This window comes from Halomonas sp. 111, from assembly GCF_052379685.1.
Taxonomy (GTDB): domain Bacteria; phylum Pseudomonadota; class Gammaproteobacteria; order Pseudomonadales; family Halomonadaceae; genus Vreelandella; species Vreelandella citrativorans.
Genome location: NZ_JBQSYV010000004.1, coordinates 196,131 through 215,401, shown reverse-complemented (window position 1 = coordinate 215,401; position 19,271 = coordinate 196,131). Strand labels below are relative to the sequence as shown.

At 54.1% G+C, this 19,271-nt stretch carries 16 protein-coding genes and 1 tRNA gene; 9 read left to right on the top strand and 8 right to left on the bottom strand.

Translation table 11 applies throughout. The features are described from left to right. Positions 1-152: 152 nt before the first annotated feature. From ACT3T7_RS05045 to ACT3T7_RS05030, 4 genes are all read right to left on the bottom strand, one after another. A complete protein-coding gene (locus ACT3T7_RS05045; RefSeq protein WP_444630242.1) occupies positions 153-1,223 on the bottom strand; it encodes an AbrB family transcriptional regulator in 1,071 nt (356 codons plus the stop codon). Further along, positions 1,210-2,724 (bottom strand): tripartite tricarboxylate transporter permease, encoded by a 1,515-nt coding sequence (locus ACT3T7_RS05040; RefSeq protein ID WP_193055165.1) that lies wholly within the window; start codon positions 2,722-2,724, stop codon positions 1,210-1,212. Before ACT3T7_RS05040 ends, ACT3T7_RS05045 begins: the two co-directional genes overlap by 14 nt. A 1-nt stretch (position 2,725) precedes the next feature. Continuing rightward, on the bottom strand, positions 2,726-3,178 hold the full coding sequence (locus ACT3T7_RS05035; protein ID WP_226912029.1) for a tripartite tricarboxylate transporter TctB family protein: 453 nt from the start codon (positions 3,176-3,178) through the stop codon (positions 2,726-2,728). Positions 3,179-3,282: 104 nt separating this feature from the next. Then, positions 3,283-4,278 carry a Bug family tripartite tricarboxylate transporter substrate binding protein gene (locus tag ACT3T7_RS05030; protein WP_444628862.1) on the bottom strand — a complete coding sequence of 332 codons (996 nt, stop codon included), beginning with the start codon at positions 4,276-4,278 and terminating at the stop codon, positions 3,283-3,285. A gap of 180 nt (positions 4,279-4,458) precedes the next feature. On the opposite strand from ACT3T7_RS05030, the gene ACT3T7_RS05025 reads away from it, so the two are divergent. After that, complete coding sequence (locus ACT3T7_RS05025; RefSeq protein WP_193055166.1) at positions 4,459-5,142, top strand: GntR family transcriptional regulator; 684 nt, start codon at positions 4,459-4,461, stop codon at positions 5,140-5,142. A gap of 76 nt (positions 5,143-5,218) precedes the next feature. Continuing rightward, a complete protein-coding gene (locus ACT3T7_RS05020; protein ID WP_444630241.1) occupies positions 5,219-6,199 on the top strand; it encodes a D-2-hydroxyacid dehydrogenase family protein in 981 nt (326 codons plus the stop codon). Between the two features lie 257 nt (positions 6,200-6,456). On the opposite strand, the gene ACT3T7_RS05015 is transcribed toward ACT3T7_RS05020, so the two are convergent. Then, a tRNA-Met gene (locus tag ACT3T7_RS05015) sits at positions 6,457-6,533 on the bottom strand. Between the two features lie 275 nt (positions 6,534-6,808). Here ACT3T7_RS05015 and phbB point away from each other — a divergent pair. After that, positions 6,809-7,555, top strand: coding sequence for an acetoacetyl-CoA reductase (phbB, locus tag ACT3T7_RS05010; protein ID WP_444630240.1), 747 nt, complete (start codon positions 6,809-6,811; stop codon positions 7,553-7,555). Between the two features lie 103 nt (positions 7,556-7,658). Here the strand turns inward: phbB and ACT3T7_RS05005 are convergent, their stop codons facing one another. Then, a complete protein-coding gene (locus ACT3T7_RS05005; RefSeq protein ID WP_444630239.1) occupies positions 7,659-10,475 on the bottom strand; it encodes a DUF349 domain-containing protein in 2,817 nt (938 codons plus the stop codon). Between the two features lie 183 nt (positions 10,476-10,658). Between ACT3T7_RS05005 and minC the strand changes: the two genes are divergently transcribed. From minC to sbcB, 4 genes are all read left to right on the top strand, one after another. Then, positions 10,659-11,411 carry a septum site-determining protein MinC gene (gene minC / locus ACT3T7_RS05000; RefSeq protein WP_172118549.1) on the top strand — a complete coding sequence of 251 codons (753 nt, stop codon included), beginning with the start codon at positions 10,659-10,661 and terminating at the stop codon, positions 11,409-11,411. Positions 11,412-11,559: 148 nt separating this feature from the next. Further along, positions 11,560-12,378: a septum site-determining protein MinD gene (gene minD / locus ACT3T7_RS04995; RefSeq protein ID WP_444630238.1), complete on the top strand. Its 819-nt coding sequence runs from the start codon at positions 11,560-11,562 to the stop codon at positions 12,376-12,378. Then, on the top strand, positions 12,375-12,626 hold the full coding sequence (gene minE, locus ACT3T7_RS04990) for a cell division topological specificity factor MinE (RefSeq protein ID WP_018918334.1): 252 nt from the start codon (positions 12,375-12,377) through the stop codon (positions 12,624-12,626). The genes minD and minE overlap by 4 nt, the downstream gene beginning before the upstream one ends. A gap of 82 nt (positions 12,627-12,708) precedes the next feature. Then, positions 12,709-14,202: an exodeoxyribonuclease I gene (gene sbcB, locus ACT3T7_RS04985; protein WP_444630237.1), complete on the top strand. Its 1,494-nt coding sequence runs from the start codon at positions 12,709-12,711 to the stop codon at positions 14,200-14,202. Positions 14,203-14,215: 13 nt separating this feature from the next. Here the strand turns inward: sbcB and ACT3T7_RS04980 are convergent, their stop codons facing one another. Further along, positions 14,216-17,056, bottom strand: coding sequence for an insulinase family protein (locus tag ACT3T7_RS04980; RefSeq protein ID WP_444630236.1), 2,841 nt, complete (start codon positions 17,054-17,056; stop codon positions 14,216-14,218). Then, positions 17,056-17,742 carry an SOS response-associated peptidase gene (locus ACT3T7_RS04975; protein ID WP_444630235.1) on the bottom strand — a complete coding sequence of 229 codons (687 nt, stop codon included), beginning with the start codon at positions 17,740-17,742 and terminating at the stop codon, positions 17,056-17,058. The genes ACT3T7_RS04980 and ACT3T7_RS04975 overlap by 1 nt, the downstream gene beginning before the upstream one ends. 190 nt (positions 17,743-17,932) lie before the next feature. On the opposite strand from ACT3T7_RS04975, the gene ACT3T7_RS04970 reads away from it, so the two are divergent. Further along, positions 17,933-18,547 (top strand): TetR/AcrR family transcriptional regulator, encoded by a 615-nt coding sequence (locus tag ACT3T7_RS04970; protein ID WP_172118544.1) that lies wholly within the window; start codon positions 17,933-17,935, stop codon positions 18,545-18,547. Positions 18,548-18,600: 53 nt separating this feature from the next. Then, positions 18,601-19,206, top strand: a complete 606-nt coding sequence (locus tag ACT3T7_RS04965; protein WP_140398993.1) for a 1-acyl-sn-glycerol-3-phosphate acyltransferase — start codon at positions 18,601-18,603, stop codon at positions 19,204-19,206. Positions 19,207-19,271 lie beyond the last annotated feature (65 nt).

Here is a 19,271-nt window from a genome sequence, read left to right as displayed (position 1 = left end):
GGCCAAGAGGAAAAATATAGGAGCAAGCACTGCTCTAAAGGAGTCTATTAGCACTTTATATCGCCAGCTCTTGAGAGTGGCTTCGACGAGACGGTGACGCCAATGCGTGCAGCGCGCGATAGCATCACCATTTAGCCTCGTAAGCGCTATCGTTAGCCTTGCTGCATTTGTTTTCCTAGCCAACTAGCGATGAGGGGTAGCATCGCTACGATCAAGAAAACACGCAGTACATGGTGGGCTGCCACCATGGCGGGATCTATGGACAACGCAAGCGCTACGACGCCAAGTTCCGGCGCCCCCCCAGGTAAATAGGATAAGAACAAAGGCGTGTTGTCCAACCCTATAATGGGCGCAAACAACAGGGCTGCAACGAAGGAGCCAAAGGTAAGGAGTACACCGATCACCGCCGCTAGCCAACCATCTTTTAAAATTTGTGGAAGGGAGTAATTCTCGAATCGCGCGCCTACTCCTGCGCCAATGACAATCTGTGCTGCGCTGGAAAGCAAGGGAGGGACATGCACCGTTAAAAGATCAGTCGCGTGCAGTAATCCCGAGCTGAGTAATGGAATCAATAGCATCGCTGAGGGAAAGTTTAATCGCCAGGCTAGCCAGCCGCTGGCTATCGCTACCAGGGCCAGGATTCCATGGTTAATAGGGTCGATTGCTTCCGCGTGAGTGAAGCTTGCAAGACTAGCGTCAGCGAGGTTAATACCGGATGTCGCCTGGATGATGATGGGCGCTGCAATTAGCAATACCACTAAGCGCGCGGTATGGCAAAGGGCAACACGGCTGACTTCGGCTCGGTAATTTTCTGCCAAAACTGAAACGACTGAGAGTCCTCCGGGTATGGCGGCGAACAAAGCAGTTACTCTATCCATTTTCCCGAAGCGATAGAATATTTGATAGGCAATGAAACAAAATGCCAGCGATAACACACTCATGACAATCAGGCTTATGGTCCAGTCCCCGGCTTGTCGTACGACTTCTGGGGTGAAACTGGTGCCTAGCATCGTGCCGATAGCGACCATAGCGTAACTGCGCCAAGGGTTTGGAAAACGAGGCTGAAAAGACGTCGTCTGAGTGCACAAGAGTGATGCCGTTAGGCTGCCCAGTACCCATGGCAACGGTAGAGAGAGTGCAAAAAAAGCGAGTCCGCCTAACGTGCCGATGCCAAAGGTAATGCCTCCTCGAAGTTGAGGAGGCATTTGTTTAATTAGATTCATGGCTAGCGCGGCGAGAGCGGAAGGCTTTCAATGCGGGGGCTCCAATTAAAACAAGCAGCATTATGATGAAAAGAGCAAGAGCAATGGGCCGCTCCATCATATATTCAAAAGGTCGGCCACCGGACACCTGTAAGGTGCGCACGACTTCTCCTTCCATCATGCGGCCAAGCAGTAAACCGATGACTGTTGCCGCGACGGGATAGTTGTTTTGTCGCATGAGCCAGCCAAGCCCTGCAAATGCGGCAACTGTTAGCGGCCCAGCGATAGTGCCGGTTATGCCATAGCCGCCCCAGGCACACATTGCTAATACACTGGGCACTAGGTAAGCCAAGGGAACGCGCACCACCATGCCCAGTAAGCGCAGGCTAAGTAATCCCAAAAACGCGAGAAGTACTACTTGGCCCAGATTGCCGAGAATAATCGAATAGACGATATCGGTCTGGTCTCTTATAAACGATGGCCCACCAATAATGTTGTGAAAAGAGAATGCGGCCAGAAGCACAGCAGTCGCAGCCCCACCAGGAATGCCAAGTGCTAATAGCGCCGTCATTGAGCCTCCCTCCGAGCTGGAGTTCGCGGACTCGGCCGCCACGACACCCTCGGGTGCTCCTTGGCCGAACGCTTCAGGCGTTTTCGACGTTCGCTTGGCCTCACCATAAGAGACCAGGTTAGCTACCGATGAGCCCACGCCTGGGATGGCGCCGATCACTGCGCCGATGAGGCTACCTCGTAGTAAGATGCCGGGATGGCGAAATGTCTGCCCAACGCCTTTGAGAATAAGCGCAAAAGATATATTACGTTGAGCCTCATTTTGTACCAGAAATGAGCTTCCTCTCAGGCGTAACAACTCAGAAGCGGCGAAGATGCCGATCATGGCGGGTACTACTGGTATGCCATCAAGGAGGTAGGGGTTGCCTATCGTCGTGCGCATAATACCCGTTGTGGACATACCAATTTGACTGAGCATGAGCCCCAGGAAGCCAGCCAGCAGACCCTTGGCCATACTGCTATCGTTGAGTGTCGCGATAAGGGTTAATCCCCACAGAACCACCACGACCATTTCCAGCGGGCCTATCTTAAGTACAAAAGCAGCCAGTGGATTGATTAACAACATCAGCAGGCTATAACCCACGAAAGCGCCCACAACTGAAGCGCACAGGCCCAGGCCCAAGGCTTCATTGTGTTGTCCCTTTCGCGCCATAGGGTATCCGTCAAATGCCGTCGCAATTGACGAGGATGACCCTGGGATGTTCATAAGAATAGCGGTTACCCCGCCACCGTAGGCACCGCCAGTAAATATGGCGGTTAAAAACAGCATGGCTTGAAGAAAATCCATACCAAAGGTTACGGGCAAGAAAACGGCCATGGCCATGGAAATTTGCAGCCCGGGAATCGACCCAAAAACGAGACCGATTAATAAGCCCGGAATAACCCAAAGCCAAGGGCTTAGATCAGTAAAAAGATGGGAAAACGCCTGAGATAATGCGAATTGATCAATCATGTTAAAGCACTAGTGTGGTCATTGGGTAAGGGAAGAGAGAGCCAAAGCCCTTGACGAGAAAAACAGTAAACAAAAGTGCGTACAAAGGCGGTTGCCATTTACCTTTACTCCCACACATAAGAATGCCAACCCAGACGAAAACAAAAGTAGCAACATCGAAGCCGACATTGGTTAACGCAAAGCAGAAGACGGCAAATCCTGCGAGAAGCAGTATGTCGCCCCATAACGATGGTTTATCCGTACTGCTGGATGAGGGAGCTGGAACTGGCTTCAGCAAGATTTTAGCGACAATCCCAATGGACAGAAGGCCGATGATTATCGCGGTGGGGGCCACTACCACCAGATTGTTCAGCGTTGTGGAAGCCTGAGTAGCGCTCCAGGTAATAAAGCCCGCTATAGCCAGTACAAGGCCTAACAAAAAGGCATGTGTTGCAGAAATCTTTCCTGTCACCATTTTATAGCGCCTCCACATTGAAATAATAATGGGACCAAGCGCAAGTTGGTCCCGTGACGATTAAGCGAAAAGCATTAGTGCACATGTGCCAGCATTGAAATCATTTATTCTTCTGATGTGTATTGCTTCAAAATTTCAAAGTTGGACTCAATGATCTCTGTCGTACGTTCAGGACCAAGCCACTCTGCACCAATATCCTGGGCTTCTAGTCGGCTAACGAACGCCTCATCTTGCAGCGCATTGTGATAGGCATCGACCATTTGTTGGAATGCTTCGGGGTTACTCTCTTTAAAGTCAGCATGCGCGGCAAGGCCTCGCATTGATCCTGCAAGCACCGGAACCGGCTCGTGACCGCTCTCTTCAAGCGCTGCATTAAGCGTTGGTGCATCCCAGTCCTCCGATGCGGTATCAGCCGCGAGGGCAAGAGGACGTATATATTCCTGGATTGATAGTGTGCCGTCTGCAGCTAATACAGTCATGTCTACCTGCCCGCCAGCGACCGCCGTGCGCGCAGCACCACCAGACTGATAGGTGACAATGTTGACGTCTGTTTTATCGAGCCCAAAGGCCTCAAGAGCCAGTTCAAGGTTGATAGCGCCGGTCGAGCCAGGTACGACAGAAACTCTAAGTTTCCCTGGGTTTTCCTTGGCTGCCGCCATGAAGTCCGCCAGCGTTTCATAAGGCGTATCAGCATTAACGGCGAAAAGATCGTAATCATTCCACTGCCCGTTAATGAATGCGAAGTCTGACAAATCATAAGTGGCATCAAAGCCAAGAATCGCATTAGAGACGTAAGGGTGGATTGAAGAGGCAAGGAAATAGCTGCCATCAGCAGGCATGTTGTGGAAGTAAGTATGCCCTACGTGACCACCGCCGCCATTCTGGTTAATGACTGAAATCGGCGTGCCCAGGTCTTCCTGGAGCCGTTGAGCCAGCGCGCGAGCGGTGCGATCAGCGGACCCGCCAGGGCCAAGCGCAACAACGAACGTGATTTTCTGTGTTGGCCAGCTTTCCTGGGCTGCGGCGGTGAGGGGGGTAATTGCAGCCGCCAGGGAGAAACCCAGCATAGCTGTAGCGATGACTTTCTTCTTATCGATCATGGTGGTCACTCCGCTTCATCATAGACAATTGTAAGACAATCATTTGTGCGTGAATATAGAAATACATATAGTAGTTCCTGTCAATCCTCGGATATGTAAACAAAAGATCTATTTTTTAAGATATTTTTTGGAAATTATTGAAAATTATATAGAGTGTGTTGTCTTCGGAGGATAAGTATTTTGTCTACAATAAAAGAAGAAACGCATGGTTTGGCAGCTGAGCGAGTGGCTAGTGGCTTGTACGATGAAATACTTAAAGGGCAGCTGCAGGCTGGGACTCGTCTTGGAGAGGTCGCGTTGGCTGAGCGCTTTTGTGTTAGTCGGGGGCCGGTGCGTATGGCGCTCAAAAGCCTTAGCGAGTGCGGGCTCGTTACTATCGTGCCGAACAGTGGGGCGCACGTGCGTGAAATGCGGTACGAAGATGCTCGGGCGATCTACCAGGTCAGAGCTGCTCTTGAGGCTGAAGCCGCCATGTTGGCGGCCAGTCGTGCCAATGCATCCACTGCCGATGAATACCTTACGTTACTGCAGTTACATGCCAGTCAAGTGACATCTCATCCTGAGGGAGCCTATCTTCAGGAGTCTGAGGAGTATGATTTTCATTTAATTACCGCACGAATGTCCGGTAATCCACTCATTCAGCGTTATTTAACCCACGAGCTTCGCCCGCAGCTAACCCTGTTAAGGAATAAGCATCGACATGTTACAGGACGCGGAAAAATCGCACTTTATGAACACGAGCGTATAGCCTCCGCTATCTCGGAAGGTGATGTGGAGGTGGCGGGCTTATTGATGCGGCGGCATATACAGAGCAGTTGGGAAGCGCTTGAAGAGCAGTTGCCCAAGAGAGATGCCCTTAATTAAATAGTGATTGAGCGATAACCACACGGCTCAGGCAATGCTATGTCCGGCCTTGGCCTGCGCTAGAGAAGGAGTGTATATGAAGACGGTGATTCTTGATGATTGGGAAGGCTGTATGAAGGAGCACCCTGCCGTATCTCGCTTGCGCGAATTCTCTGAGGTATCGGTCTATGGTGATGTGCCTGCCTTTGAAACCCTGGTGAGCCGGCTTCAAGGGGCCGATGCGATTATCCCGCTCAGGGAGCGCACCTTGATTGATCGAGACCTTATCGCGGCTTTACCTGACCTAAAGCTGATCGCCCAAACCGGTACGGGGCTGGCTCATGTGGATAAAGATGCAGTGGACGAAGCGGGGATTTCGATTGCAACGACGCCGGGTGGGTCTACGGCGGCGGTAACCGAGATGACCTTTGCGTTTTTACTTAATCTCACCAAGCGGATTGTTGAGGTAGATCGCCGGATGTCCACTGGAGAGTGGCCAGCGATTGTTACCAGTAATTTGAGCGGTAAAACCATTGGCCTGATTGGTCTGGGCAAGATTGGTTGTGCCGTGGCGAGAATGGCGCAGGCCTTTGGTATGCGAGTCATTGTATGGGGCCCCAGACTGACCCAGGAGCGGGCCGTTCAGGTGGGAGCAGAGTACGTGTCACTAGAAAGCCTGCTCACCCAAGCGGACGCCGTTAGTATCCATGTAAGGCTTGTGCCTGAAACGGAAGGGTTACTGACGACGGAGCATTTTGAGCTAATGAAGCCTGATGCGATTCTGGTCAATACATCACGCGGGCCTATTATTGACGAAGCGGCGCTCATTGATGCTTTGCAGCGTAAGAAGATTGGTGGGGCGGGGCTTGATGTTTTCTGTGAAGAGCCGCTACCGCAGCATAATGCCTTTGCGGCATTGGATAATGTCATGATAACGCCGCATATGGCGTGGAAGACCGAAGAGACCTTTTCGCGTTTTCTCAATGGGTCGGTTGATAATATCCATGCGTTTTTTGTAAAGGGAGAGCCGCAAAATATCGTTAGTATTTCCCCTGACAAGAAACGAACAGGCGTGTAGCTGGCCAGTGAGTCTCGGCGCTAATTTTGGGGGCTTGGATGTACAGTTAGGTTGCCTGAGTCAGCCCGGTAAGTTGCTTATGTGGCTTGCTGGGAGCTGTGCTTTGGTTTTTCGGTAAGGGTATTCGATGTCGAGCGTCGGCGTGATGCGCTCGGCATAACGGTGTGCGGTGGCGTAGTGCTGGGGAGATGCGAAGAGAGGGGAGGGTAAACGCAAAAAGGCAGATCAGTAAGTAACTGATCTGCCTTTTAAAATATTGGTAGCGGGGACCGGATTTGAACCGATGACCTTCGGGTTATGAGCCCGACGAGCTACCAAACTGCTCCACCCCGCATCAACGTGAGGCGTATTCTACGGATTTTTTGCGCCACGTCAACCCCTTGTGGAAAACAAAGCACGAAAGGCTGATATTCATCGTACTGCAATATGCAAAGAGTAAAGCTATGCTTCCCATGGTCCCAATAAAAAGCTTACTGTCGGTAGGCCGCCTAACAATAAAAGCGGTGGCGTGCTGTTAGTGATACAAGCGCTTGACGCTTATTCGAAATGGTTTGCGGACCATAACAGTACTTAGCGTCCAAGCCATTTGTCATATCAGGGAGGTAGTCAATGGCCAATCAAGCCCCCGTCGCCTGGGTAACTGGTGGAACTGGTGGGATCGGCACGGCAATTTGTCGTTCGTTGGCAGATGCGGGTTATAGGGTGGTGGCAGGGTATAACAATCCCGAAAAAGCCAAAACCTGGCTGGATACCCAGCAAGCTGCCGGTTATCAGAATATTACAACACTCGGGGTCGACCTGTCTGACCATAACGCATGCCTGGATGCTGCGCGTGAGATCCACGAACAGTACGGTCCAATTAGCGTGCTGGTAAACTGTGCTGGCATTACCCGCGACGGCACGATGAAAAAAATGGCCTACGAACAGTGGTATCAGGTCATCGATACCAACCTTAATAGCGTCTTTAATACTTGTCGTAGCGTGATCGAGATGATGCTCGAAAATGGCTATGGTCGAATTATTAATATCTCCTCCATCAATGGCCGTAAAGGGCAGTTTGGCCAGGTTAACTACGCTGCCGCTAAAGCCGGTATGCACGGTTTAACCATGTCGCTGGCGCAGGAAACGGCCACCAAAGGCATTACGGTAAATACCGTATCGCCTGGCTATATTGCCACCGACATGATTATGAAAATTCCGGAGCCAGTGCGTGAAGCCATTCGCGAAACGATTCCGGTAAAACGCTACGGTACGCCGGAAGAAATTGGTCGATTGGTGACGTTCCTTGCCGATAAAGAGTCTGGCTTTATTACCGGCGCCAACATCGATATTAACGGTGGGCAATTTATGGGCTAGGCCACCCGTGCCTACGCGACGGCTTATTCCTCACAAGGGAGCATGCAAAATGGGAGGCGAATCGCCTCCCGCCCGTTGTGTTGTTGTCGCATTGATGGGGCGATCAGGGGGGCGGGATATGCCCCAGGTCGCGCAATAAGCTATCCAGTTCCCTGGCTTCTTTTTCCCACTGCGCCATCGATACCGGGCCAAGCGCTAATAGCGCGGCTAAAACATCGATAATTTCTTCTTCGCGACCACGTTCTTGGCGAATTCCTTCATTCAAGCGCTCTACCTGGATCGCCAGGCGCAAAGGCTCGTCGCTTTGCCGGATGCTGCCGCTGGTTAATAAAGACAGATGCACCCGCAGCCGAGAAATGGCGTCTGCCCGTGCTGCCTCATCGTCCAGCGACAAAGGGAGTGGCGTGGATTGACGCTGGTGGTTACGCGTCTGATGCGCCTCGACAAATACGCTGGGAAGCGGCGTGCTGATGATATCGTCAGCGTTGATAGTTTCCGCGGCCCCGCCGTCCAGATAGCGCTGATCGGCGGCCAGGTGTGCGTTAACGAGCGGTAAAATAAGCTGCCATTGCTGAACGGTATCTGCAATCTTCAGACGACTCAAACGCTCGCGCTTGGCGCGCACAATACCGCTTAGGCGACGCTGCATGCCTTCGCTACGCCGGTTTCGCGGCAGTGGCTCAAGCTGGCTGACCTGGTTCAAAAAGTCGTCCAGCGTGCTGGTTTCATTGGCGGTAGTGGGTTGCCAGCTGTCCATTTGATCGATAAGTATTTGCATGGCTTCAAGCTGCTGTTGCTGATGGGCAGCCTGCTCACTCTTGTGGGCTTCGCGCTGAGCAAACAGCTGATCGCACTCGTGCCGGAACGCCTTCCAAAGGGTTTGTTCCGCCCCTTTGGGTGCGCGCCCTAACTGGCGCCAGTGCTGCTGTAGTTGCTTGGTTTGTGTAATGCGTTGAGCCAAAGGCTGTTGCTGGTCGTGACGAAGCGCCCGCACTTCGTCAATGAGTGCCTGCTTTTGAGAGGCGATCTGCTCGGCCCGCTGATCAATTAATGTTTGCAACTGATGGCGGATTTTTCCAAACCGCTGACCAACAGCCTCAGAGCGCTCGCGAGGCACCGGCGAGTAGTGACGCCATTGATGGCGTGCCTTGTCGCGAATTTCACGTAGTACATCCGGGTCAGCGTCCTCCGCTGGCTGGGCGAGCAGTGTTTCAAGCTGTTCACACAGCTGCTCGCGGGCTTGCAGGTTCGCTTCACGCTCCTGACCTAGCTGGTCGCGCCATGGGGCTAGCCGCTCGTGGATGCGGTCAGATGCGGCACGAAAGCGCGCGGACTGTTCGCGATTGGCGGCGGCATCGCCCAGCGACTTCCACTCTTTCACTAGCTGGCGGTGGTGGCGGTCAAGCGCGGTTTCCGCCATGTGCGGGTCGTTGGCCAGTGCTTCAATGCTTGAACATAACTGCTCGCGCTTGGGCCCTGCGACAAAGCCGCGCCAATCGCGTAGCTCGGCAAGGCGCGCGCCGGACTGCTTTAAGCGTGCCTTCAGCGGCTTGGCTTCCGCCATTTGCAGGGCTTCGATTTGCGGTTTTAAGCGCTGGTGAAGATGGCTGGCACTTTTGAAGGCGCCACGCTCAAGCAGGTGCTCAAAGCTATCGAGTTCTGCTTCATAAGTGCTTAATGAAACCGAGGCGTGTGGACTAGCTGCCGGTGAGTGAGACTCGCTGGCAAGTGTTGCCTGAACGCGCTGTATTAACGCGGGCGGCGTAAATGCTTTTGGCCAGTCGCATTCGTTAAGCAGGCGACGCATGGCGTGGTGGTCATTATCCGCAAGCGCTTGCTCAAGCACGACGCTGACATCTTGCCAGCGCTGCCAGGCATCCAGGCACTGCTCATATTGAATAATGGCTTGCGTGTAGCGTTGGCTTGCAGGCTCGCTGGGCGAGTGTACGTCGGAGATCGCTTGCCAGCGTTGGCTGAAAAGCTGGCGTTGGGCACGTAGGCTGTCAATATCCTGAACGGTCAGCTCGGTAGCATGATGAAGACTTTCAAGCGTCTCCTCTAGCCCATCAAGCAACTGATCACGTGTCTGATCCGCTTCCTCTCGGCGGGCAAGGCTCTGCTGGCGAGCCTGCTCCTGCGTTTCATGGTCGTGAAGCGTTTTACGACAGCTCAGCATGGCTTGATGAAAGCGCTGCTCTTGCTCGGCGCTGGGCGGGGGCGTCAGGTTCTTCCATTCGCGCTCTAAATGGCGAAAGCGACCGCCATATAGCGGCTCCCAAGGCGCGCGAGCCTGCTGTTCCATCTGGTGAAGAAGGTGCTCCAGCTGCTGCTGTTGGCGAGCCAGCCATTCGGCATCGGTTCGCTGCTGGCCGAGTTTTTCGCGGGCAAGGCGCGTTACATAACGATCACGTCGCGCATCTTTAAGCAGGCGCTTTAGGCCCTCTTCTGTCTCAATACGCTCGGCGGCGCGATGACGAACAGCCGCGACACCGTTTTGGCACGCTTGCTTAATCAAGTCGTCTTCACTGGTTAGCCGGGCAAGAGCGGTCAGGCGCAGATCAAGGTTGTCGCCTTGTAAGGCAATCACGTTTAAAAGCCGTGGCTCGTCCAGCCCTTCCACCAGGGCTTGGCGTTGTTGCAGTTCGGTGCTGCCTTCAAGACCGCTAAGCCGCTGACTCACGGCATTGAACCATGCCTCTTGCTGGCTGTGGTCAGGGTAGCCTGCCACCAATCCTTCGACATCATCCAGCGCGAGCAGGGCCGCCAAGCGGATGCTGCTGTCACTATCGTGCGCGAGTGCTTGCAGCGCTTCGCGCTGTTCAGCCTGGTGGGGGCCAAGTCGAGAGAGGGCCTGTCGGCGTACCTCGGGGTCGGGGTGTTGCCAACGAGGAGCGAACAGGCGTCTTAACAGTCCGTGCATGGATCATCCTGCGTAGAGGTGCGTAGCATGAAAAAAATTAGCCATTATTGAACAGCGGTTGCAGTCATCGGCGCTGTCGCTTAGCTTTGCCTTACCAGGGTGTAATAGAAATTGATTCTTCACACCCAAAGGCGCCAAATTGCGCTACCTTTATCTTACCTGAACATGACATGGAGTTCGGCTATGAGCCTCAACGCCGATAGTGCCAACATGGCATTTACCTTTAAAGGCGGCATGCTGCCGATGACCGTCATGGAATTAAGTAGCGCTGACCCTGAGCATATCCGGCGGCAGTTGGCCGGTAAACTGTCTCAGTCTCCTGCCTTCTTCCAGCATACACCGGTTGTGCTAAGCGTGGAAAAGCTTGATGAGCCTCATTTGGCTTTGGAAAGAATATGCGCCGTTTGCCGGGATCACAAACTTTTACCCGTTGCGGTGCGCGGCGGTTCAGAGCCGGTACGCCAGTCGGCTTGGGCATTGGGGCTTGGGTGGTTTGCACCTGTAGAGGAGACGCGCGCTCGAGCACTGGAGAGCGTCAGCAGCAAAGAGGAAGCCTCAAAAAACAATGCCTCTGACGACGACCGTATTGAGGCACACGCCAAGAGTGCGGCAACACGGCTTTATCGCGGTACCGTTCGTTCAGGCCAGCAGGTCAGCGCATCGGATGGGGATCTAATCGTTATTGGTGCCGTCAATGCGGGTGCAGAAGTACTAGCAGCAGGTAGTATTCATATTTACGGTGCACTGCGGGGACGGGCGCTGGCAGGTATTCATGGTAATACTCAGGCCGGTATTTACTGCCGCGAGCTTGAGGCTGAGCTGCTTTCGGTGGCTGGGAATTACAAACGCCTCGAAGATGTTGATCCCCGGCTTTTGGGCCGCGCCGCAGAAGTTCATTTTATAAAAGAGCAGCTTGAAATTAAGCCGTTGGGTTGATGCTTTCAACGCAGCGTGCATCCATGCTTAATGCTTAGCGACGCTGCCTTGCCTATCCGTTACAGTAGGGCTTTTGTGACATTGACGTTCCCGTTATTCGTTCAGCGTCATGCGCTCGCGATGAACGACTTCAAGAAGGAAGTGAATCTTGGCTAAAATTATTGTTGTGACCTCAGGTAAAGGGGGGGTCGGTAAAACCACTAGCGCTGCAGCAATCTCAACAGGTCTGGCCCTGCGTGGTAAAAAAACCGTGGTCATTGATTTTGATGTAGGGCTTCGAAACCTTGACCTGATTATGGGGTGCGAGCGTCGTGTAGTGTATGACCTTGTAAATGTTATTCAGGGCGAAGCTGGCCTTAACCAGGCGTTGATCCGTGATAAGCGTGTTGAAAATCTGTATATCCTGCCCGCTTCGCAAACCCGGGATAAAGATGCGCTAACCCAGGAAGGGGTAGCGGAGGTGTTGGAAAAGCTTCGAGAAGAATTTGACTTTATTATCTGTGACTCGCCTGCCGGTATTGAGCGTGGTGCGCAGCTTGCCATGTATTTTGCCGACGAAGCGATTGTGGTCACCAACCCGGAAGTCTCATCGGTACGCGATTCTGACCGTATTTTGGGCCTTTTGGCATCAAAAACCCGGCGTGCTGAGCAGGGTGGTGATCCGATTAAAGAGCACCTGCTCGTTACCCGCTATAACCCTGAACGGGTGACCTCCGGGGATATGCTAACCCTTGAGGATATTCGTGAAATTCTGGCCGTTCACTTACTGGGTCTGATTCCTGAGTCCGAAGCTGTGCTTCGCGCCTCGAACCAGGGGGTGCCGGTCACTCACGATGCATCAAGTGATGCAGGTCAGGCGTATACGGATACCGTTTCACGTCTGCTGGGTGAGGAGATTCCGTTACGTTTTCATGAGGTGCAGCGCAAAGGTCTGCTTAGTCGTATGTTTGGAGGTAACCGTCGATGAAACTCTTGGAATTCTTGAAGCGTGAGCGCAAGAAATCCGCCTCGGTGGCCAAAGAACGGTTACAAATCATCGTGGCGCATCAGCGGAGCCAGCGTGGTCAGCCTGACTACATGCCGCTACTTGAGCGCGAACTGCTCGAAGTTATTCGTCGCTATGTGCATGTCGACGACAATGCCATTCAGATTTCGCTGGATAGCGAAGATAACTGCTCAGTACTTGAGCTGAATGTGACGTTGCCCAAAAGCTGACAAGACAGGAGGGCAACAGGCGGCGAGAAAGGCGCTGGGTGTGCTAGGCTAGGATTTTTGCTGCCTTGCGGAGTGCTTGTTCATGGCGCCACCTAATGCCGCCCCTGCCAGTTTTTTGTGGCATGACTATGAAACGTTCGGGGCCGATCCACGTCGAGATCGGCCCGCTCAATTTGCTGCGCTGCGTACCGATGCGGACTTAAACGAGATCGGTGAGCCTATCGAGCTTTACTGCAAGCCAGCAGACGATTACCTGCCTCATCCTGCCGCGTGTTTGATTACCGGGATTACCCCACAAAAAGCGCGACGTCACGGTCTGCCTGAAGCGCAGTTTGCCAGTGAAGTGCAGCGCCACATGAGCGAGCCGGGCACCTGTGTTGCGGGATACAACAGCTTACGCTTTGATGATGAAGTGTCTCGTCACCTGTTCTATCGTAACCTGCTCGACCCCTACGCCCGCGAATGGCAAAACGGTAACTCCCGTTGGGATTTAATTGATGTGGTGCGCGCATTTTACGCGCTACGCCCGGATGGCATTGAGTGGCCGCTACGTGAAGATGGTGCGCCAAGCTTTAAGCTTGAGCATTTAACCAAAGCCAACGGGATTGAGCATGAAGGTGCGCATGATGCGGTGGCCGACGTTCGGGCAACCATTGCCCTAGCGCGACTGCTCAAAACACGTAACCCTAAGCTCTTCGATTACTTGCTTGGCCTGCGCGGCAAACGCGCGGTTGCCCAGCAGCTTGACCTGCCTAATGCCAAGCCGCTTTTGCACATTTCCCGCCGCTACCCGGCCAGCCGTGGTTGCAGCGCCTTGGTAATGCCGTTAGCTGAGCACCCTACCAACCCTAATGGAATGATCGTGTACGACCTGAGTGTTGATCCAAGCGACTTTCTTACGCTTTCGCCTGAGCAAATACGCGAGCGCGTCTTTGTCAGTCAGCAGGATTTAGCGGAAGGTGAGGCGCGTATTCCACTCAAGGTCATTCATATCAACCGTTGCCCGGTGATCTTTCCGTCGAGCGTGCTCAAGGACATAGAGGGGCCGCAAAAAGGAGCGTATGGCGCGATTGTTGAGCGTTTAGGGTTGGATATTGCAACGTGCCGCCAGCACTGGAAAACCTTGCGCAGCGCCCAGGGAGTGACGCCTAAAGTGGCCGAGGTCTTTAAGACCAACTTTGATGACGCTCCCCACGACCCTGACATGATGCTTTACTCCGGCAACTTCTTTTCCGCCGCCGATCGGCAGCAGATGGAGCAGGTGCGTAAGATGGAACCCTGGGATCTGGTAGGGCAGCGGTTTGCCTTTCAGGACCCGCGCCTTGAGGAGATGCTGTTTCGCTATCGGGCGCGTAGCTACCCTGACACGCTGGAAGGTGACGAGCGCGAGCAGTGGGAGGCGTTTCGCTGGATGCGTATTAATGATCCGGCGATGTCCGGCTTTACGCTTAAGGCCTTTGCTCGGGAGATCGAGCGCTACAATCAGCAGCCGCTCAGCGAGCGTGAGCGGCAGATCCTTGAAGAGCTGGTAATGTTTGTCGAGGCCATGATGCCCGCCCAGGCGTTCGATGCCTGAGCGGCACATTCATTTACGGAATGTTGCGCTGGGCAAACGGCGTTAGCGCTTCGCGGTAAGGCGTTACATCGCTGGGTTCATCACCCGGGTCGAAGCGTATATCAAGCTGGTGGCCAAGTAGCTCTGGCCATGCAGCTTGAATATCCGCAGCGCTAACCTCAAGTGCCAGGTTGGCCAGCTCTTCACGACGGTCAAAGCGGATCTCATCCAGCGCGGTGGCCTGCCAGTAACGGTTGGCCATGCCCGCAAGGCTGGTATCACGCTCGCTCAAACTGGCATGGACCGCTTTGCGATAGGCGTCGAGTTCAGCATCGTCGAGTTGCTTAAGTGCTTCGCCAGCGTCAGCTAAAAAGGCATCCATGTGCGCAGCGACCGTTTCGCTGTCCACATCCGGAGATTGAACGAGTAGTGCAATGCCAGGTGCCTCAAGCAGGGGGGAATAACCCGCGTTCACAATATAGCCCAGCTGTTCTTCCGTGCGCAGTTGTTGATAAAAGGGCGTCTCCAGCCACTGGGCAATCACACTAATGGTTGCTTGTTCTTTAGGGCTTTGGTCTCGCCCTTGTAAGTAACGCAGCACCAGGGACTCGTCGCGGGTGCTGTGCAGGTGCAGTACGCTGGAAGTCGTGTCAATGGCCAGCGGGCTAAGCGTTGGAATATCTTCTCGCGTCAAGCCTGGGCGCAGCTTGCTGCGCACCCGCTCGGCTTGTTCCTGGGCGAGAGCTTCATCCAGGTTGCCAATCGCCATGGCGTCGATATAGAGCCCGCCCAAAAAGCGCTTACGGAAGTTCTCAAGGTGCTGCTGGTCAAGGCGCTGACTGGCGTCAAGTAGTTCGGCTGTCGACCAGCGTGGGGTCAGCAGGGCTTCACCCAGCGTGCGGCTTGCCTGGCCATAAAGCGATGATTGCGGCGCATTAACCAGCTCTCTCTGCAGCTGATATTGCACGCGATCAAAGGCGCCTTCGCTAATCTCAGCCGTTTTAAGCTGATCAATGGCTTGCTCAATAAGCGGTGTCTGACCATCACGCCAACCGGAAAATGATAGCGTCATCCCACGTGCGTGCGGGTAGGCGCTAAACGACTGACCGGCCATCCATGCGGGATAAAGTGGTTCATTCAAGCTGTCGTTTAGCCACCCAGCCAGCAACTGCGTCAGTACGACCTCTTCGGCCGAATAGCTGGCGTCGGGATACTGCAAACTGACCCGCCACTCAACGCTTGGTGTATTAAAGCGTGAGTCCTGCATGTGCCAAACCTTAAAGAATGGCGTGTCGATCATTAGGCTTGGGTGCTCGTCCTGGCCTTCAATAAGGGCAAGGTCGCTGGCAATAAAGGGGTTGGGTTCAGGCAGGGCCAAACCTTCAAGCGCAAGACCTTCTTGAACAGGCGGTTGTTCTCGCCACTGGGTCGAGAACCAGGGCGAAACCGTGTCACTTTCCACCTCGGGCGCAGAGTAAAAGCGCAGCATGTTGTCCGGCGTTAGCGCAGCCAGATACGCTTGCTGGCGCTCAGTGTCCGGTGCATCCATGCGATACGCGGCATACTGCACATCCTCAACCGGGTAGCGGGACAAATTCATGGCGAGCTGAGTAGCTTCCTGCTGGGGTGCGCCGTGCTGTTGAAAACGAAATGCCTGCTCGCTCAAATCGCGCAGTTCAGTATAGCGCCAGTCAGCCAATCCATCGTCACGCAGCTGATCAATGGCGGCAAATAGCGTAGCCTGGATATCATCAAGCCGCTCGGCACCGGCGGGCGTCAAGCTAATGGAAACCGTAAACAGGGCGTCCTGACCATCACCGCGCTGAACACCTGCGGACAGGCCGTCGGCCAAACCTGCATTACGCAGTACCGCCAAAAGGCTACCGTCCCCTTCATCGCCCAACAAATGCGACATTAAATGAGTGGGTTTTGCGTGGTACTCATTTTCGGGATCAGGGATGGGGAAGTAAAAACGCAGCTGGCGGCGATCTTGCAGTGACTGACGCTCAACGTAGCGTGGCAGGGTATCGGTATCTACCAGCGGTGCATCAATCGTAGGAACGCCCAGGCCATTGTCAGGAATATCCGCAAAACGCTCCACCACCCACTCTTCGAGTGTATCAAGCGGCTGTGGGGCAACGATGGCCAGGTTCATTACGTTGGCATCGTAATGCTGGTGATAAAAATCGATGACACGTTCGCGTAGCGTCGCTTCTCCCGCCGGCGGGCTGGCTAACGTCTCGCGGCTGCCAACGGCAAATCCTGTGGTGGCATTGTCAGGGTTGAGCAATTGATTAAGTACGTCGTTTTCGCGTCGGGGCTCATCGCGAATTCTTGCCATGTACTCAGAATGAACGATATTGCGCTCGCTCTCTAAATGGTCGGCATTAAACAGCGGTGACAGGAAAAACTCGCTAAAGCGATCAAGCGCTTCCGGCAGAGCGGAGGGCTCGATATCAAAAAAATAGTTGGTATCTTGCTGAGCGGTAAAGGCGTTATGGGAGCCCGCGTGGTCAGAAATAAAGCGCTGATAGGCGTCTGGAGCGGGATACGCCTCGGTACCCAGGAACAGCATGTGTTCAAGGAAATGAGCAAGCCCTTGCAGGTCATCTGGATCCTGGGCGCTACCGACTCGGACGTTCATGGATGCAGCGGCTTTATCGGCGTCAGGATCGCTTACCAATAGCGCTTGTAGACCATTTTCAAGCGTCAGCACGCGATAGTCGCGACTGTCAAAGGGGCTGGCAATCGGGATGACAACGTCTTCTATCGGGTCATCACCAGCGGCCATCACGCCGGGAGAAAACCATACGGAACTGAGCACCGCTGCCAGTACAACGCGCGAATAAAATAGTCTACTTTTCGGTCGTAACATTACGGCTCCTGTGGGACGGTCCATTGCAGCATTGGCCCAACCGGGTGGGCGCAAGCGGCTGATTGATAGGCAGGATTATTGACATGCTTGGATACTGGAAACGCACCTAATAGTTCCAAGGGCGCGGGTGTTAATAACGTTTTAACGGTTTCCAAAGGGCTATCGGGGTCAAGCCATGTGGTCAACGCATGTGGGGGAATGACCACCGGCAATCGGTCGCTAAGCGGTGCCAGGCATGCGTTGGCCGGTACGCTAATCAGTGCTGTTGAGTCAGTAAACGCGGTAAGCGTTGTATGGTAGCGACACCATAACGCACCGAGCAGTAAGGGCGCGCGCCTCACCTCTGTGACCAGATAAGGCTGTTTGTGTCGCGGCAGTACTTTCCAGACGTAAAAACCGCTGACAGGAATAACGCAGCGACGAGCCTGAAACGCTTCATGGAACATGGCTTTTGAACTGAGTGTCTCAGCTCTAGCGCAGTGTGGAGCGTGATCCAGCACCGTTAACCACGGGGGGGTTAACCCCCAAAAAACTGATTCGAGCTGCAATTCACCTTGGGCTAGACGAATAGCCGAAACGGGTTGGCGGGGTGCCAGATTGGGGGATTCCACCAGCGCGGATGTCGCCTTGAGTGAGGGCAGAAGACGCTTGAGCGGTAAGTTGTGTACATGTAGGCGTCCGGTCATGCCAGTCTCCTTAAGCAGAATCGGCTCAATCATGTCATGGGAGAGATTACAGATGCACAAGAATGCGCTAAATGTGGCGTTTTAGTGTCGAAAACAGTGTTCGATATAAGGTATCCTATATTACCCCTTGCTCACGCTAAAGCGCTGTGAGGCATTCTTTCTTGTTATTCGTTGACCTGAAGAGATCGCCATGGCCCGTCCTAGACAGCATGCGCCCGATGCCCTCCATGCGCAGGTCATGAAAGCTTGTGATGATTGGTTGGCTGTACAGTCAGTCCACGATTTATCCCTGCGTGCCCTGGCTAGAGAGGTTGGCTGCGCGCCCAGTACGCTGCTTAAACTTTACGGCAGCTTTAACAACTTATTGCAGCACGTTAACGTCGAAACGTTGGCGGGCTTGAAGCAGACCATTACGTCATTATCGGCAGACGCGCCAGAGCCTTGGCTGCGTGCGCTGGCGCATGCGTACTGGCACTTCGCCGAGCAAGACTGCTACCGCTGGAAGCTGCTGTTTGATTACCCTTTGGCACAAGAAGGGGAGCTGGATCAGCGTCAAAGCCACCTCATTGAAGCGCTGTTTACCCAGGTGGAATCCGCTCTCAAAGAGTACCAGCCCACGCTTGATGATCTCGAAGCTCGGCGGCTGGGGCGTACGCTATGGGGCAGCGTACATGGGCTTGTACAGCTGGGATTAAATGAACGCTTGGGGTATTGGCAAGGCCAGCAGCTTAAAGTGGATGAACTGCTGGATCAGTTGGTCAGCACGGTGCTGGCAGGGCTTCGGCGCCGGGAGCCGGCGTCGTGAGATGGTGGATCAATGCTGTCCGCCAAGTGCTGCGGAGCCTGATTTATCTGGCTATGCGCCTTTGCTACCGCTTGCATGTGCATGGGCGTTATCACCTGCCCAAACGCGGCGGCGCGCTGGTTGTGTGCAACCACGTAAGCTTTATGGATGCTCTGGTCCTGGGGGGCGGTAGCCCTCGGCCACTGCGTTTTGTTATGGATCAGCCAATTTTCGATTCGCCCTGGCTCAAGTGGTGGTTTCAGCTTGTCGGCGCTATTCCCATTGAGTCCGAACGGCGTAGCCCCGGCGCCTTGCGGCGTACGCTGGATGAAGTGAGCCAGGCACTGCGTCGTGGGGAAGTCGTTATGGTATTTCCGGAAGGGCGGTTAACGCCGGACGGTGATATCCATACCTTCAGGCGCGGGCTGGAAACTATTCTGGCACGCGATAATGTGCCGGTGATTCCCGCCGGGCTGGCAGGCTTGTGGGGTTCCTGGACATCACACTACAACGGTAAAGCGCTGAAAAAGTGGCCAAGCCGCTTTAGGGCGCCGGTTAGCCTGCATTTTGGCCCACCCATTAATGTGCAAGAGGTGGATGGGGTTACGCTGCGTGGCTATTTGGAAACGCGGGTGCGAGCGCTAAAAGTGGCCGCCGATAAAGATATTGACGCGCGCTAACGCGCTTCAGCACTACTTGTTCATGTCGTCCCCAGTGCTGTCCAATTCAAGTGCTGTCCATTTCA